The sequence below is a fragment of the Bacillus swezeyi genome (assembly GCF_030908325.1).
Classification (GTDB): Bacteria; Bacillota; Bacilli; order Bacillales; family Bacillaceae; genus Bacillus; species Bacillus swezeyi.
In genome coordinates this window covers 185,136-199,392 of sequence record NZ_CP133085.1, presented here as the reverse complement: position 1 = coordinate 199,392, position 14,257 = coordinate 185,136, and the positions used below count along the sequence as shown (strand labels likewise).

The 14,257-nt window shown below is 43.9% G+C and carries 13 protein-coding genes; 5 read left to right on the top strand and 8 right to left on the bottom strand.

Annotated elements, in window-relative coordinates:
• The first annotated feature begins 101 nt into the window (after positions 1–101).
• Both RBH91_RS01145 and RBH91_RS01140 read left to right on the top strand, forming a co-directional pair.
• Complete coding sequence (locus RBH91_RS01145) at positions 102–1,838, top strand: ABC transporter ATP-binding protein (protein WP_307893152.1); 1,737 nt, start codon at positions 102–104, stop codon at positions 1,836–1,838.
• Positions 1,839–2,302: 464 nt separating this feature from the next.
• Positions 2,303–2,827 (top strand): DinB family protein, encoded by a 525-nt coding sequence (locus RBH91_RS01140; RefSeq protein ID WP_307893151.1) that lies wholly within the window; start codon positions 2,303–2,305, stop codon positions 2,825–2,827.
• 340 nt (positions 2,828–3,167) lie between these two features.
• Here the strand turns inward: RBH91_RS01140 and RBH91_RS01135 are convergent, their stop codons facing one another.
• Positions 3,168–3,362 (bottom strand): hypothetical protein, encoded by a 195-nt coding sequence (locus tag RBH91_RS01135; protein ID WP_307893150.1) that lies wholly within the window; start codon positions 3,360–3,362, stop codon positions 3,168–3,170.
• 234 nt (positions 3,363–3,596) lie between these two features.
• Between RBH91_RS01135 and RBH91_RS01130 the strand changes: the two genes are divergently transcribed.
• Genes RBH91_RS01130 through RBH91_RS01120 form a run of 3 tightly spaced genes read left to right on the top strand, consistent with a single transcriptional unit; the run spans position 3,597 to position 5,444 of the window.
• On the top strand, positions 3,597–3,974 hold the full coding sequence (locus tag RBH91_RS01130; RefSeq protein WP_307893148.1) for a GntR family transcriptional regulator: 378 nt from the start codon (positions 3,597–3,599) through the stop codon (positions 3,972–3,974).
• Positions 3,974–4,855, top strand: coding sequence for an ABC transporter ATP-binding protein (locus tag RBH91_RS01125; RefSeq protein ID WP_307893146.1), 882 nt, complete (start codon positions 3,974–3,976; stop codon positions 4,853–4,855). Before RBH91_RS01130 ends, RBH91_RS01125 begins: the two co-directional genes overlap by 1 nt.
• Entirely contained in the window at positions 4,836–5,444 is a 609-nt protein-coding gene (locus tag RBH91_RS01120) for an ABC-2 transporter permease (RefSeq protein WP_307893145.1), read from the top strand. The genes RBH91_RS01125 and RBH91_RS01120 overlap by 20 nt, the downstream gene beginning before the upstream one ends.
• A gap of 372 nt (positions 5,445–5,816) precedes the next feature.
• On the opposite strand, the gene RBH91_RS01110 is transcribed toward RBH91_RS01120, so the two are convergent.
• The 7 genes from RBH91_RS01110 to cdaA form a co-directional block, all read right to left on the bottom strand.
• Positions 5,817–6,998: an MFS transporter gene (locus tag RBH91_RS01110; protein WP_307893144.1), complete on the bottom strand. Its 1,182-nt coding sequence runs from the start codon at positions 6,996–6,998 to the stop codon at positions 5,817–5,819.
• 135 nt (positions 6,999–7,133) lie between these two features.
• Positions 7,134–7,436, bottom strand: a complete 303-nt coding sequence (locus RBH91_RS01105; protein WP_307893143.1) for an ArsR/SmtB family transcription factor — start codon at positions 7,434–7,436, stop codon at positions 7,134–7,136.
• A gap of 228 nt (positions 7,437–7,664) precedes the next feature.
• A complete protein-coding gene (locus RBH91_RS01100; protein WP_307893142.1) occupies positions 7,665–8,036 on the bottom strand; it encodes an iron chaperone in 372 nt (123 codons plus the stop codon).
• A gap of 434 nt (positions 8,037–8,470) precedes the next feature.
• Positions 8,471–10,273, bottom strand: coding sequence for a glutamine--fructose-6-phosphate transaminase (isomerizing) (gene glmS / locus RBH91_RS01095; protein WP_307893141.1), 1,803 nt, complete (start codon positions 10,271–10,273; stop codon positions 8,471–8,473).
• A gap of 443 nt (positions 10,274–10,716) precedes the next feature.
• Positions 10,717–12,063: a phosphoglucosamine mutase gene (gene glmM / locus RBH91_RS01090; protein ID WP_307893140.1), complete on the bottom strand. Its 1,347-nt coding sequence runs from the start codon at positions 12,061–12,063 to the stop codon at positions 10,717–10,719.
• Positions 12,064–12,083: 20 nt separating this feature from the next.
• Positions 12,084–13,397 (bottom strand): CdaR family protein, encoded by a 1,314-nt coding sequence (locus RBH91_RS01085; RefSeq protein ID WP_076757825.1) that lies wholly within the window; start codon positions 13,395–13,397, stop codon positions 12,084–12,086.
• The gene (cdaA, locus tag RBH91_RS01080; protein WP_076757823.1) at positions 13,390–14,211 is read right to left on the bottom strand and encodes a diadenylate cyclase CdaA; all 822 of its coding nucleotides are present in this window, start codon (positions 14,209–14,211) and stop codon (positions 13,390–13,392) included. The genes RBH91_RS01085 and cdaA overlap by 8 nt, the downstream gene beginning before the upstream one ends.
• Positions 14,212–14,257 lie beyond the last annotated feature (46 nt).

Sequence of the window (14,257 nt, the reverse complement as noted above, 5' to 3'; positions counted from 1 at the left end):
GGCTTTAGAAACTTTCCGCCATTCAAATCGTAGTATGAGGCGTTGATAGTTACCGGTTTATTTTCTTTGAAGTACATTACAATCGATAAGGAGTCCATCAAATGGAAACAAAGAACAAAAATAGCTTAAAACCGTTCTTCTCATTGATTCTCTCAGCCAAGATTCCCAGATTGGCGCTTGCCATCGGCTTAACCGCAAGCTTCATCACAACGTTGGTCGGACTGTCCATCCCGCTGCTGACGAGGGAAATGGTTGACGGCTTCTCCGCCAATTCCATCAACATGGCCTTAGCGGGAATCCTTGCAGTCGTTTTTATCATTCAAGCGATCTGCGACGGGTTTTCAACCTATTTTCTTTCCTATGCCGGACAAAAAGTGGTCGCTTCTTTGCGGGAACGCATGTGGTTTAAACTGCTGCGGCTTCCTGTCCGTTACTTTGATGAAAAGAGGAGCGGCGAAACAGTCAGCCGCGTTGTCAATGATACCGGTATCGTCGAGAGTTTAATTTCCGACCATTTTCCACAGTTTGTTTCAGGGATCATCACCATTGTCGGATCGGTGATCATTTTGCTGATCATGGACTGGAAAATGACGCTCCTCATGCTCGTTGCGGTACCGATTACGACCTTCATCATGATCCCGCTCGGCATGAAAATGCACAACATCTCAAAAACATTGCAGGATGAAACGGCTTCTTTCACCGGAAATGTCCAGCAGACATTAAGCGAAATCAGATTAATGAAAGCATCGAACGCGGAGCATACAGAAAAAACAAAAGGGTTATCAGGCATTTCAAAGCTGTTTGAATACGGCCTGAAGGAAGCCCGGATTTTCGCGCTCGTCTCCCCGTTCATGCACCTTGTGATTATGATTGTCATCGTTGCCATTATCGGCTACGGCGGCATTCGCGTCGCCGACGGTACGATGTCAGCAGGCTCGCTTATCGCGTTTTTGCTCTATCTCTTTCAAATCGTTTTTCCGATTACATCATTTACAATGTTTTTTACCCAGCTGCAAAAAGCAAAAGGAGCCACAGAGCGAATAATCGAGATTCTCAATACGGAAGAGGAGGAGGGGCAAAAAGGAATCGAAAGGGACATTGCAAACGAGCCGGTACGTGTTGAAAATGTTTCATTCTCCTACAGCAATGATGAACCCGTCCTGCACAATGTCTCCTTTGACGTCGAACCTGGGCAAATGATCGCCTTTGTCGGCCCGAGCGGCGGCGGAAAAACGACGATGTTCGGCCTGCTCGAGCGTTTTTACGAACCGAGCTCAGGAGTGATTAAAATCGGTGAAACGCCGATCGGCGAACTGTCGATGAAATCGTGGCGCAGCCAAATCGGCTACGTATCTCAAGACAGCCCGATGATGGCGGGGACAATCCGTGAGAACCTTTGCTACGGATTGGATAACGCCGACGAAATTGACGACCAGAAACTGTGGGAAGTAGCAGAAATGGCCTTTGCCGCTGATTTCATCAAACAATTCCCAGACCGGCTTGACACGGAAGTCGGCGAACGCGGCGTCAAGCTCTCCGGTGGACAGAGACAGCGAATCGCCATCGCCCGCGCCTTCCTGCGCGACCCGAAAATGTTAATGATGGACGAAGCGACAGCCAGCCTCGACAGCCAATCAGAAGGCATCGTCCAGCAAGCCCTCGCCCGCCTCATGGAAGGCCGCACAACCTTCGTCATCGCCCACCGGCTATCGACGATTGTAAACGCGGATCAAATTATGTTTATCGAAAACGGCGAAATTACCGGGATGGGGCGGCATCATGAGCTGATTGCTTCGCATGCGCTGTATCGGGAGTTTGCGGAGCGGCAGTTGACGTAGCCTATAAAAAAAGGTGTCCCGAGGGAATTTTGGGATACCTTTTTGTCTTTTCTATCAATCGGAATCGTCATTCACCTATAAAGAGCATACGCCGAAACAACCTCTATAGATTTCTCTTCTTCTACTCATATTTTCCCTTTTATTTCATGTGCATACTTCCAGGCTTTTCAGGGAGATCACACAAAGGTTGGCCGCGGCCTGCGAATACTGTGATCACCGTTACAATATTCGATCAATAGGTCATACCGTGCTTCAGTTCGACGACGCCTTCAGCTAGAGATCTTATTTTTAATCCAGTTAAAACTTTGAACCTTCTATTTATTCAACCCCAATAGAATAACGAAGTAAGCGTTTCTCTTTTCCAACTGTTCTATTAAAATAAATGTAAATCACGTCGGTCTTATCTCATCAATTATTGTGGAAATCAAACCTTTTATTTTAAATTGAATATGGAGGTCATATACATGAACTTTCAACTCAAAGAAACAATCGAAATCCTGGAGCGCACACCGCAAACATTGAGTCATTTGTTGACTGGATTATCAAGCTCGTGGATTAGCTGCCATGAAGGCGAAGGTACTTGGAGCGCCTTTGATGTCGTGGGGCATCTAATCGAAGGTGAAAGGAATAATTGGATTCCGCGGATCAAAATGATCCTCACAAAAGGAGAAACAGAAACTTTTCCGCCGTTCGACCGCTTCAGCCAGTTGAATCAAAACGCCGGGAAAACGATTGAACAGCTGCTTAGCGAGTTTGCCGAACTTCGGCGGGCGAATTTGGAGACATTACGGCAACTCGTTGATCCAGAAACCGACTTCGAACAAACGGGGGTGCACCCTGAGTTTGGGGTCGTCAAGCTTAGAGAACAGATTTCAACATGGGTGGCACACGATCTCAGTCACATCTCGCAAATCGCAAGGGTGCTGGCGAAGCGGTATCAGGATGATGTCGGGCCTTGGAAGGCTTATCTTCGGATTTTGGCGGACTGACAAAACGTCCGCTCGCTTTAGCGAGCGGATATTTTCACTGAAGAATTTTTAGCGTTCCCAAATGTAATGAATAAACCTTAGGTTTTGGCCGTTCATTTCAAACTCGTTATCACTGATACAGACTTGATTAAAACCGTTTTTTCGAAGACCTTTTGGGAGGCAAGATTGTTTGTTGTTGTTTTTTAGATTTAATTCCGATTGTAATAACAGCTTTAAGGCGCTAGTTGCTATTCCTTTCCCCGCATATTCTTGTCCCACTCTAAACCGACTTCAGCCGCATGATTAGCTGCATCAATATCAACTACATTAATCCTTCCCGCAATATTGCCTGAGTGATCCCTTATGATATAGAATGTTGCCTTTTTTCTTTTTGCTCAGCTAATCGTTCTCTATGTTTGATTTTAAACATATTAAATTGAAAATAATCTTCCCCTCGACTGGGTACCATCTTTTCAAAAAACAGCCTATTCGTCTTTTCAAACTGAAACAATTCTTCTGCATCGCATTCATGTAATCTATGAATTGATATTGCCATATGAACTCATTTCCTTTTTTGTTAGTCGAAACAACAACCTCTTACTATTAAATAAATCAGTATTAAAAAAAGTCTTTAGCCGCAGGGAACTTCAATTTGGCACACTTCAGTAAACATTGGAGGAAGAGGATATATTTTTAGAAAACAGTTGTAATTGAGCCACACTTTGTGTATATTGTATACATTGTGTATATTGTGTATGTTGAAGCACAGATAATGTAAAGAGGTTTTGAAATGAAAATTATAATTTCGAACAATTCAAAGCAACCCATTTATGAACAAATTTACACTCAAATTAAGGATCATATTCTTGCAAATGAATTGAAACCGGGACAGCCGCTGCCTTCTATGCGCCAATTAGCAAAGGATATGAATGTAAGTCTTATTACGTCAAAGCGTGCCTATGAAGAACTGGAGAAGAATGGGTTCATTTATTCTGTGGTCGGGAAAGGCTCTTTTGTATCAGATCAAAATGACGAAATAATGAAGGAAGGAAAAATGAAAGCAATTGAAGAGCAATTGCTGGCAGCAATAAAAAATAGTAAAGACATTGGCATTACCCTTACAGAATTAAAAGATTTGCTTACCATTTTATATAGGGAGGAAGAATGATGGACAATGTAATTGAACTCCACCATGTTCATAAGTCATTCGAAGGTTTTCATCTAAAGGACTTTTCAATGACGGTAAAAAAAGGTTTTGTCACCGGGTTTATAGGTGGAAATGGTGTAGGGAAATCGACAACGATTAAATTGATCATGAATTTATTGCAACCTGACAGCGGAACGGTTACGGTATTTGGCTTGAATTACAAGGAGCATGAGAAAGAAATAAAACAACGAATTGGTTTTGTATTTGATCACAATATATTCTATGAACATTTAACGTTGGCTGAAATGAAAGAAATTGTGAGAAGATCCTATGTAAATTGGGATGATCAAGTATTCAATGATTATGTGAAAACATTTAACTTGCCGCTAACTAAAAAAATCAAGACGTTCTCAAAAGGTATGATGATGAAAGCTTCATTAGCCGTCGCTTTGTCCCATCATGCGGAATTAATTATTATGGACGAACCTACGTCCGGACTGGATCCGATTTTCCGCCGGGAGCTGTTGGATATCTTGCATCAACTCATTCAGGATGGGGATAAAACGATCTTTTTTTCGACTCATATTACAACTGATTTAGATACGATTGCAGATTATATAACGTTTATTCATAAAGGAGAGCATATCTTTACAAAGGACTTTTACGAAATTGAGGAAGAGTATGCCATTGTAAAAGGCGGAATGGAGTTATTAGACCGGGAGACAGAACAGGAATTTATAGCGGTTCGAAAATCAACTCATGGATTTGAGGCATTAGCTGCGAATAAACCACGAATAAAAGATATTTTTGGGGAAATGGTGTTAATTGAAAAGCCCACACTCGAAGATATTATGTTTTATACGAAGAAAGGGGCTGAGCAGCATGTTCAACTTAATACGTAAGGACATTGTCTTGCAGAAAAACACATTAGCGGCTTTGTTTCTTGGTTTATGTGTTTATTTAATATTAGATGCTTCTCCCATCTGGGTTGGAATTGCATTTAGTATAGCTATTTCTATGAATGCCTTTTCAATAGATGAAAAGTCTTCTATACATATACTTCTCAATTCTTTGCCTTATACACGAAAAGAGATTGTCAGTTCAAAGTATATTGTCGTGGCTCTCTTTACATTTATGGTGGCTGCATGCATATTTATTGGAAACATAATAATTCATGGAGAATTCATTTTATGGAAAGAGATCTTGTTAATGGTTGCCATTGTGATAGTAGCTGCCTCATTCATGCTGCCATTCTGTTATAAATTTAAAAGTAACTATTTGTTGATTGCTTCTATTGTTGCATTTGGCGTGTATTTGCTGGCTGTTAATTTTGTTTTCCATAACTTGAACGATAAAATGAGAGAGTTCATTCACATGCTTCTAACCTTACAAAATACTCCGTTGTATCTGATCGTCGCCATATCGGTTATTACCCTATATGGATGTTCATGGCTTCTGTCGGTTCGTATTTATAGAAATAAAGTGTTTTAAGATATTTAAGGAGAAATGATAAAGAAGCTATCCAAACAGGATCGAAGCTGAATGCTCACCCTTGGGGCTTAAATCATTTTTTCATCATTGACAACTCTTCATGGTCACTGGTTTCAAGCATTGTCAAGCTTAGAGAGCAGATCCCCACATGGGTTGCGCACGACCTCACTCACATCTCGCAAATCGCAAGAGTGCGTTATCAGGACGATGTCGGGCCTCGGAAAGCTTATTTGCGGATTTTGAACAGCTAATGGCCATTCTTGTGAAAAACATCCGCTCGCTTTTGCACCGAGCGGATGTTAGATCTTTCAGTTTGTAAAGTTCGATGACAAATGAAACCATTGAATCTCCAAAGCTAATCAATGCAGCGTATCATTGATTAATTTCTTCTAAATGTGATGCTTTCTCTTTAGGATGTGAACTGAAAATCATCAATGAAACTACAATCGCAATCATAACCCCCAATGCCCCAATCCAGGTAATCGAAGCCAGTGATACTTTCTCTACAAAAACTCCCCCTATTCCTGCACCTGCAGCCATAGCGAATTGCATCATCGACTGATTGATGCCAAGCAATACACCTGACAATTCCGGTTCTATAGTCGCTAAGTGATATTGCTGTGTCGGGCCGGTAGACCATGCCGCCAACGACCATAATATGAGAATCACCAACACTCCGATATATGAGTGGGTGACGAATGACAGCAAAATCAGTGTGATGATATGTAATATCATCCCGCCAGCCAGTGTAAGGGACACTCCCCATCTATCGGTGCTATATCCTCCAAACTTCGATCCAACCAAACTGGCGATTCCAAATATAAGCAAAACGCCGCTAAGCAACTTGTCGCTTATCCCTGAAATGGTCAGGAGATATGGTGATAGATAGGTATAAACAATGGAATATCCCCCGAGCCAGAAAAAAGTAATAGATAATCCCATCGCAACTCTTCGTTTCTTCAAAAGAGAAAGCTGTTGAGATAAAGGTACAGGCTTATCCCCTTCAGTATGCGGGAGAGTCAAGAAGATAATGACCATGGCTATTAATCCCAATAGAGCAATTCCGCCGAACACAGATTTCCAGCCCAAAGCTTCTGCTGTCATTCTTCCGAGTGGAACACCAATGATGAGAGAAGCGGTAAACCCCATGACGACAGTAGCAATCGCACTACCCTGCTTCCCTTCCGGTGCAATCTTGGCGGCAACCGTTAATGCGGTTACAACAACCATACCTGCTCCCAATGCCATAATAACTCTTGCTGCAATAAACCATCCATAACCAGGCAGGGCAAAGGCCAGGATATTTCCCATTACAAACAAACCGAGAGCATAAATCATTAACTTGCGTCTATCCATACTTGCTGTCAATGCCATGAGAATGGGTGTGAAAATAGCATATACAAGTGAAAAAATCGTAATGAGCTGGCCCGCGGCAGCTAATGTGATCCCAAGTGTATGAGCAATCTGATCCAAAATACCGGAAATGATATACTCTGAGGTTCCTACCAAAAAACTGATGATGGCTAAAATATAAATTTTCCAGGTGTTAGACATAGTCGTTCACTCCTTAATCAATTATAAATTAACATATCGTGAAATGTAGATATGATAATTAAAAAATAAACACTTCGTAATATGTCGATGTGTATGCCGTAAAAATAAACATCTAGAGATGTTTATTTTCTATGATCATATCTCCGTTTTAAGAAAGTCAGCAAGTTTCCCAATGGCCTCTTCATCTCTTTTGTAGTACGTGTACTTTCCTATGCGTTCCGCCTTAATCAGGCCGGCTCTTAACAGTATGGTGAGGTATTGAGAAGCAGTCGATTGCGTCATTTTCAATTTGTCTGTGATTTGACTGACACATACCCCGATTGTATTCATATCAATCCCTTCATGGGGCGTAAAATGACGATCGGGCTCCTTCAGCCATTGCAAAATTTGCAGCCTTGATTCATTTGATAAAGCTTTGAAAATTTCAATTGGTTCCATATGAATTATTATATCGTGATATTCCGATATGTCAATTTATATTTTAACTTTAGATGTCCGTCTTTCTTTGAACATAAAAATACCCCTTTGGTTAAGCAAAACCAAAGGGGTGAATTCGAATCTAGAGTCAATGTTGATTTGTAATAATAGAACCGAACCCCGAATAGTCGACACTTAAAAAAAGTGAACCTATTCGAGGTTCAGTTCACCCTTAAAAATCCGATTTTTTTATTTCCGCCAAAAAGTTGAACAGTCTGTCTTATCCTGAATATTAAATTCAATCATTTTCTCAAGCAATTCGTAATTGACCGGCTCATTCCATCGAATTCGAAACAAGCCTTTGGTAGCGGTGTATCCGGCTTGGGCAATGTCGTCGGCAAAGTGCGCAATGCCTGCTTCTTCGGGTGAAACGCTCAAATGATGATTCGCTGTGGAAAAGCCGATGATAAATGTACCGTGATCGGAAAACATTGGCGTATTCCATTTGATTAGCGGTTCCAAATTCGGGAAATGCTCAGCGACCCACGCCAAAATTTCCTCCGTTCGGTCGCGGTGGTCAGGGTTATCGATACCCGTTAAATATTTAGCGAAAACTTCCACGTCATTCCCTCCTAAAATAAAAAATTATTTTTGAACGATGTAATTTTTCATGCCAATACGCATGACACTCAATTGCACCATTCACAACCTTATCCGTATTTATTACTTAGACAACCCAAAAATCGCCTTTTGTTCAGTCATAGCTTTTTACTTCTTTTTCAATTTCGGCAAAGTCCGCAGACTCTTTTTAGAACCTATATGCACAATCAGTTTGTAATCTAACCTCGCTGTATAATTTTCCCCTTAAAAATGCAGCAATTACCTACCGACAGATTTGATATAAACAACTTTATTGTCACTAATCCATTTCTCCAATTTGGATGTTTTTTGGACATAAAAACACCCCTTTGGCTAAGCATAACCAAAGGGGTGAACCTTCGCAACTTTTTTATAAACATCGTGACTTTTTTTAAAAGTCACGTATGACAACAACCTTACTCCACCGTCACACTCTTCGCCAAGTTCCGTGGCTTATCAACATCACAGCCGCGGTGCAGCGCTGCATAGTATGCGATCAGCTGCAGCGGAATGACGGAGACGAGCGGTGCGAGCTCCGGATGCACTTCAGGCAGGACGAAGCGGTCGTCTGCTTCTTCCAGGCCTTTCAGCGAGATCACGCAAGGGTTGGCGCCGCGGGCTGTGACTTCTTTGACGTTTCCGCGGATGCTTAAGTTGACGTGTTCCTGTGTCGCAAGGGCGATAACCGGTGTGCCGTCTTCGATCAATGCGATCGTGCCGTGCTTCAGTTCGCCGCCGGCGAAGCCTTCAGCTTGAATGTAAGAAATCTCTTTCAGCTTCAGGGAGCCTTCAAGGCAGACGAAATAGTCGAGTCCGCGGCCGATGAAGAAGGCATTGCGAGTGACGGTCAGGTAGTCGCGTGCGATTTGTTCCATTTCATCTTTTTGGTCGCAAAGGGCTTCCATCGCGTTTCCGATGATGCCGAGTTCTTTGACAAGGTCAAAGCCAAGTTCTTTACCGCGGCTGTCAGCAGTGACAGCTGCCAAAATGGCCAGAACGGCAATTTGCGCTGTGTATGCCTTTGTAGAAGCAACCGCGATTTCAGGACCGGCATTGAGCAGCAGCGTATAGTCCGCTTCTCGTGAAAGCGTTGATCCCGGTACGTTCGTAATCGTCAGCGCTTTGTGGCCGAGCTCTTTTACCTGTACGAGAACGGCGCGGCTGTCAGCCGTTTCTCCGCTTTGAGAAATAAAGATAAACAGCGGCTTCTCAGAAAGCAATGGCATGTTGTAAGAGAATTCGCTGGCAACATGGACTTCAGTCGGAACTTTTGCCCACGTTTCAATGAATTGCTTGCCGACAAGTCCGGCATGGTAGCTCGTTCCGCAGGCGATGATATACACGCGGTCAGCTTCAGCGACAGCATTTGCGACATCTCCCGGTACGGAAAGCTTTCCGTTCTCGTCTTGGTATGTTTGAATGATTTTCCGCATGACAAGCGGCTGTTCATCAATTTCTTTTAACATGTAGTGAGGGTATGTGCCTTTTTCGATATCGCTGGCATCAAGCTCTGCAATATAAGAGGCACGGGACATCATTTCACCTTCAAGGTTTTTGATCACAACTTTTTTGTCTGTGACGATGACCATTTCTTTATCCATAAGCTCCACATATTCATTTGTCACTTGAAGCATAGCCATCGCATCAGATGCAACAACATTGAATGTATCTCCAAGACCGACGAGCAGCGGGCTTTTGTTTTTTGCGACATAGATTGTTTCTTTGTTTTCATGATCGAATAGTGCAATCGCATAGGAGCCTTTAAGCAGCATCAGCGTTTGGCGGAACGCTTCTTCTGTGTCAAGTCCTCTATTGACGAATTGTTCGATCACCTGAACAACAACCTCTGTATCCGTATCACTTTTTAAGTTTACATCTTGTAAATATTCGCGTGTCAGCTGTACATAGTTTTCAATGACACCGTTATGAACAAGAGTAAATCGGCCTGACGCGCTTTGATGCGGGTGGGCGTTTAAGCGGCTTGGCTCTCCATGAGTCGCCCAGCGTGTGTGTCCGATTCCCGCCTGGGAGACTATGTTCTCATCAACGGCTGCGCGAAGATCGGCGATGCGGCCTTTTTCTTTAAACACGTGCACGCCATCTTCGTTTGCTACAGCGATTCCTGCTGAATCGTAGCCGCGATACTCCAATTTTTCCAACCCTTTTAGTAAAATTTCCTTTGCATCAAGCTGTCCAATATAACCTACAATACCACACATAATTTTCTTCCTCCTGAATCGCAGGCAGGAGACAAAGAAAGTCTGCTTTAAGGCGGGGACATTTCTTCGTCCCCTCCTACATGTTTTTGTTGGAAGATCATGTGATTTCCCTTTGTTCAAAGAGTCGCCTCTTTGGTTTGAGGAAATCCTTGCGGCTGTGATCTTAATAGGTCAGCCGGGAGGCATCCGCCGAACATTTCGATAACCTCCATCCTCGTCAACTAAGCCTTTATCCGTACGCTTAGTCCGGGCGCTATAACTATAAAATAATCTTTCTACCCTGCCTTTCCTTTTGAATAAAACAAGACAAGCTGATTTTACTATAAGCAGAAAGGAACCGTCAAACCATTTTTAAAATGGTTCACATTTTTTTCAAGATTGAACCGGTTCCCTTTATCATATGCCGAATCAGCATGTCCTGTTCATTAGTCTTTTGCGGAAGATTACTCCGCTCCCATTTCCGCCTTCACGACATCAACAATGCGGCTTACATATTCCTCGCAAAGCTCCTTCGTTCTGGCTTCAGCCATCACGCGGACTAGCGGTTCCGTGCCTGAAGGGCGCACAAGGATGCGGCCGTCGCCGTTCATTTCCTTCTCCACTTGTTCGATGACTGCCTTCACTTTTTCGTTATCTGTCACTTTATACTTATCCGTTACTTTGACATTGATCAAGAGCTGCGGAAACTTCTGCATTTCCGCTGCAAGCTCTGATAACGGCTTGCCTGTCAGTTTGATCGTGTTCATCAGCATGATTGCTGAAAGCAGACCGTCGCCTGTTGTATTGTAGTCAAGGAAAATCAGATGGCCCGACTGTTCGCCGCCTAGCGTATAGCCGTCTTTTTTCATGGCTTCCACTACATAGCGGTCGCCGACTGCCGTCTGAACACTTTTGATGCCTTCCGCTTCAAGCGCTTTGTAAAAGCCGAGGTTGCTCATCACCGTGGAGACGACGGTATTATCTGCAAGACGGCCTTCACTCTTCAAATACTTCGCACATATGTACATGATTTGATCGCCGTCAACAATGTTTCCTTTTTCATCTACAGCAATCAGGCGGTCGCCATCGCCGTCAAACGCCATGCCGACGTCCGCACCCTTTTCCTTCACAAACGCGGCCAAAGCTTCAGGATGAGTCGATCCAACACCGTCATTGATGTTTAATCCGTTCGGAGACGTTCCCATCGTGGAAACATCTGCGTCAAGATCGGCAAATAAGTGGGTCGCCAGTGAAGATGTCGCCCCATGTGCACAATCCAGTGCGATATGAATGCCCGTGAAATCCTCGTCAGCCGACTGCTTGAGAAACTGCAAATATTTCTGTCCGCCCTCAAAATAGTCGTTCACCATTCCAAGGTCAGCGCCGACTGGCCTTGGCAGATTGTCTTCCGGCTGATCCATGAGACGCTCGATTTCAAGTTCCTGTTCATCGGACAGCTTGAAGCCGTCGCCGCCGAAAAACTTGATTCCGTTGTCTTGGACAGGATTGTGGGAAGCTGAGATCATCACCCCTGCTTCCGCATCCATTGCTTTCGTCAAGTATGCAACACCAGGCGTAGAAATGACGCCAAGACGCATGACCTCCGCTCCTATCGAGAGGAGACCGGCGACAAGGGCCCCTTCCAGCATATGTCCGGAAATACGTGTGTCACGGCCGATCAGCACCTTGGGACGTTCTTTATCTTTTGTAAGGACATAACCGCCAAAACGTCCGACTTTAAAGGCCAGCTCGGGTGTAAGTTCACTGTTCGCCACACCTCTCACACCGTCTGTTCCAAAATACTTGCCCATTAATATCGCTCCTTTTTGATTCATGAAGGTTGTGAATCTGTTTCATTATGATCCTGCTCTTCATCCTGACCTTTGTCATTTTCATTTTGAGATGTTTTTGAAGAAATTCTGACTTTAACGCTTTTTTGCGGCAGCGACCATGCTACATTTTGCGGTCCGTTGACTTCAAGTTTGACATCGTGTTCGCCGTCACTCAGATCCGCCACATTGACATAGAGCTCTATGTCTGACGGCTGAAGATTTTCAATCGAGGCTGCTGACCCCTTGGCCGTGAGATCGAGTTTGCCTGTTTTCGGATCTAGAAACTCGAGATTCCGGCTGTCATTCATTCCCACGGTTTTAATTGAAACGTCTTTTAGTTTCTTTTCTTCTTCCTTGTCAACTTTCACCTTAATTTTCACTTTTTCAGGCGACACTTTTTTAGCCCCGTCAGGCACTGGAATATCAGCTTCCAATTCAGTGTCATCTTTCATTTTACTTAAATCAATCTCGGGGCCGTCGACAAATTCTAACGAATCAAGAACATTTTGCGGTCCGTAGACGGTCACTTCGCCCGGGCTTGTATCCAAGCTTGATATGCTGATGCCGTCCGGAAGGCTCCCTTTCCGATCCAGCTTAATCGGAACTTTTTTGCTGGGGCTTGTGACCGGAACGGTGATTTTGACGACAGAAGGATCAACTTCAACCGGAAGAACATTGCCGTCCCGGTCATAGACCGTAAGCTTCGCTTCCTTTTCAACCGACTGGTCTACGCCTTCCAAATTAATCGTCGCCTTAATGTTTTCGATTCTGTCGATCACGGCTTTTGAGCCTGTGACACTGACATTTTTCGGATTGACAATCGGCTGTTCCGGCGTGTAGCCGTCTTTCATCTTGTTTTTATTGTAAAAGTCGACTTCAACCGGAAATTCCTTCGTCGTTTTTTCTTCGATCGTCACCGTTGTTACCGATGGGTTGATGGAAATGCTGAGTCCGTCGGCAACATTTCTGGCTTTTAACTCTACTTTGTGTCTGCCGGTCTTCAGGTTTTCCATGTCTGCATAAATTTCAAAATCCTTAACCTGTCTTACTTTCTTTACAGTTCCTGTCGGTCCTTTGATCGTGACATTCACGGTTTGCGGTACGCCAGTTACGACGTAGTTTTCATCATCATAATACGACTTCACCGGTATATCGGTCAGTGTCGCTTCATCTGTCGTCGCTGTAGGGAAAAACGATTCACCTGGTTTCTTCGGGGTCGGCGCTTGTGCACTGTGGACCGCAAAGTAAAGCAGAAACGCGAACAACAGCGCGACTACTTTGACAGCCCAAGGATTGTTTAAGAACTTATCCATTCTTCTTCCCCCTCCAATACCAGCGATTTGAGGAAGCTTCCCGCGTATTTTTTTTGAATTCCGCCTCAAGCATATTTTTCAAAGCTTCTTCCGATAAATCACGGTGAAGGTCTCCGTTTTTGGCGACACTGATTCCGCCGGTTTCTTCGGAGACGATGATCGTCAGGCTGTCGGTTACTTCACTGATCCCTACCGCTGCTCTATGCCTTGTGCCGAGCTCTTTAGAAATAAAAGGGCTTTCGGACAGCGGGAGATAACAGGCGGCTGCGGCGACTTCGTCATTTTTCATAATCACGGCGCCGTCATGAAGCGGTGTATTCGGAATAAAGATATTGATCAATAGTTCAGAGCTGACCTTTGCATTCAAAGGAATCCCTGTTTCTATGTAATCGCCCATGCCAGTTTCCCGCTCAATCGTTAACAGCGCACCGATGCGCCGTTTTGCCATATATTTAATCGCTTTTGTAATCGCATCAATCGTTTTCTGCTGCTGCTCTTCTTCAGGGGTTCCGCTCCGGGAAAAAAAGCGTCCTCGTCCGAGCTGTTCCAGCGCTCTCCTTAATTCAGGCTGGAATATGATGATAATCGCCAAAAACCCCCACGTTATCGCCTGGTCAACCAGCCATTGCAGTGTACTCAAACCTAGATACTGACTGGCCAGCCGGACGAGAACAATGACTACGATTCCCTTTAAAAGCTGAACCGCCTTCGTTCCGCGGATGACCATCATTAATTTATATATTACGTACCAAACAAGGAGAATATCAACGGCATCGCCGAGGTACTGCAAGAAAGGGATATCCTCAAAAGCCATTTCCTCGTCCTCCAAGAATTCAGTCATTAGTCAAGTGAATATGTTT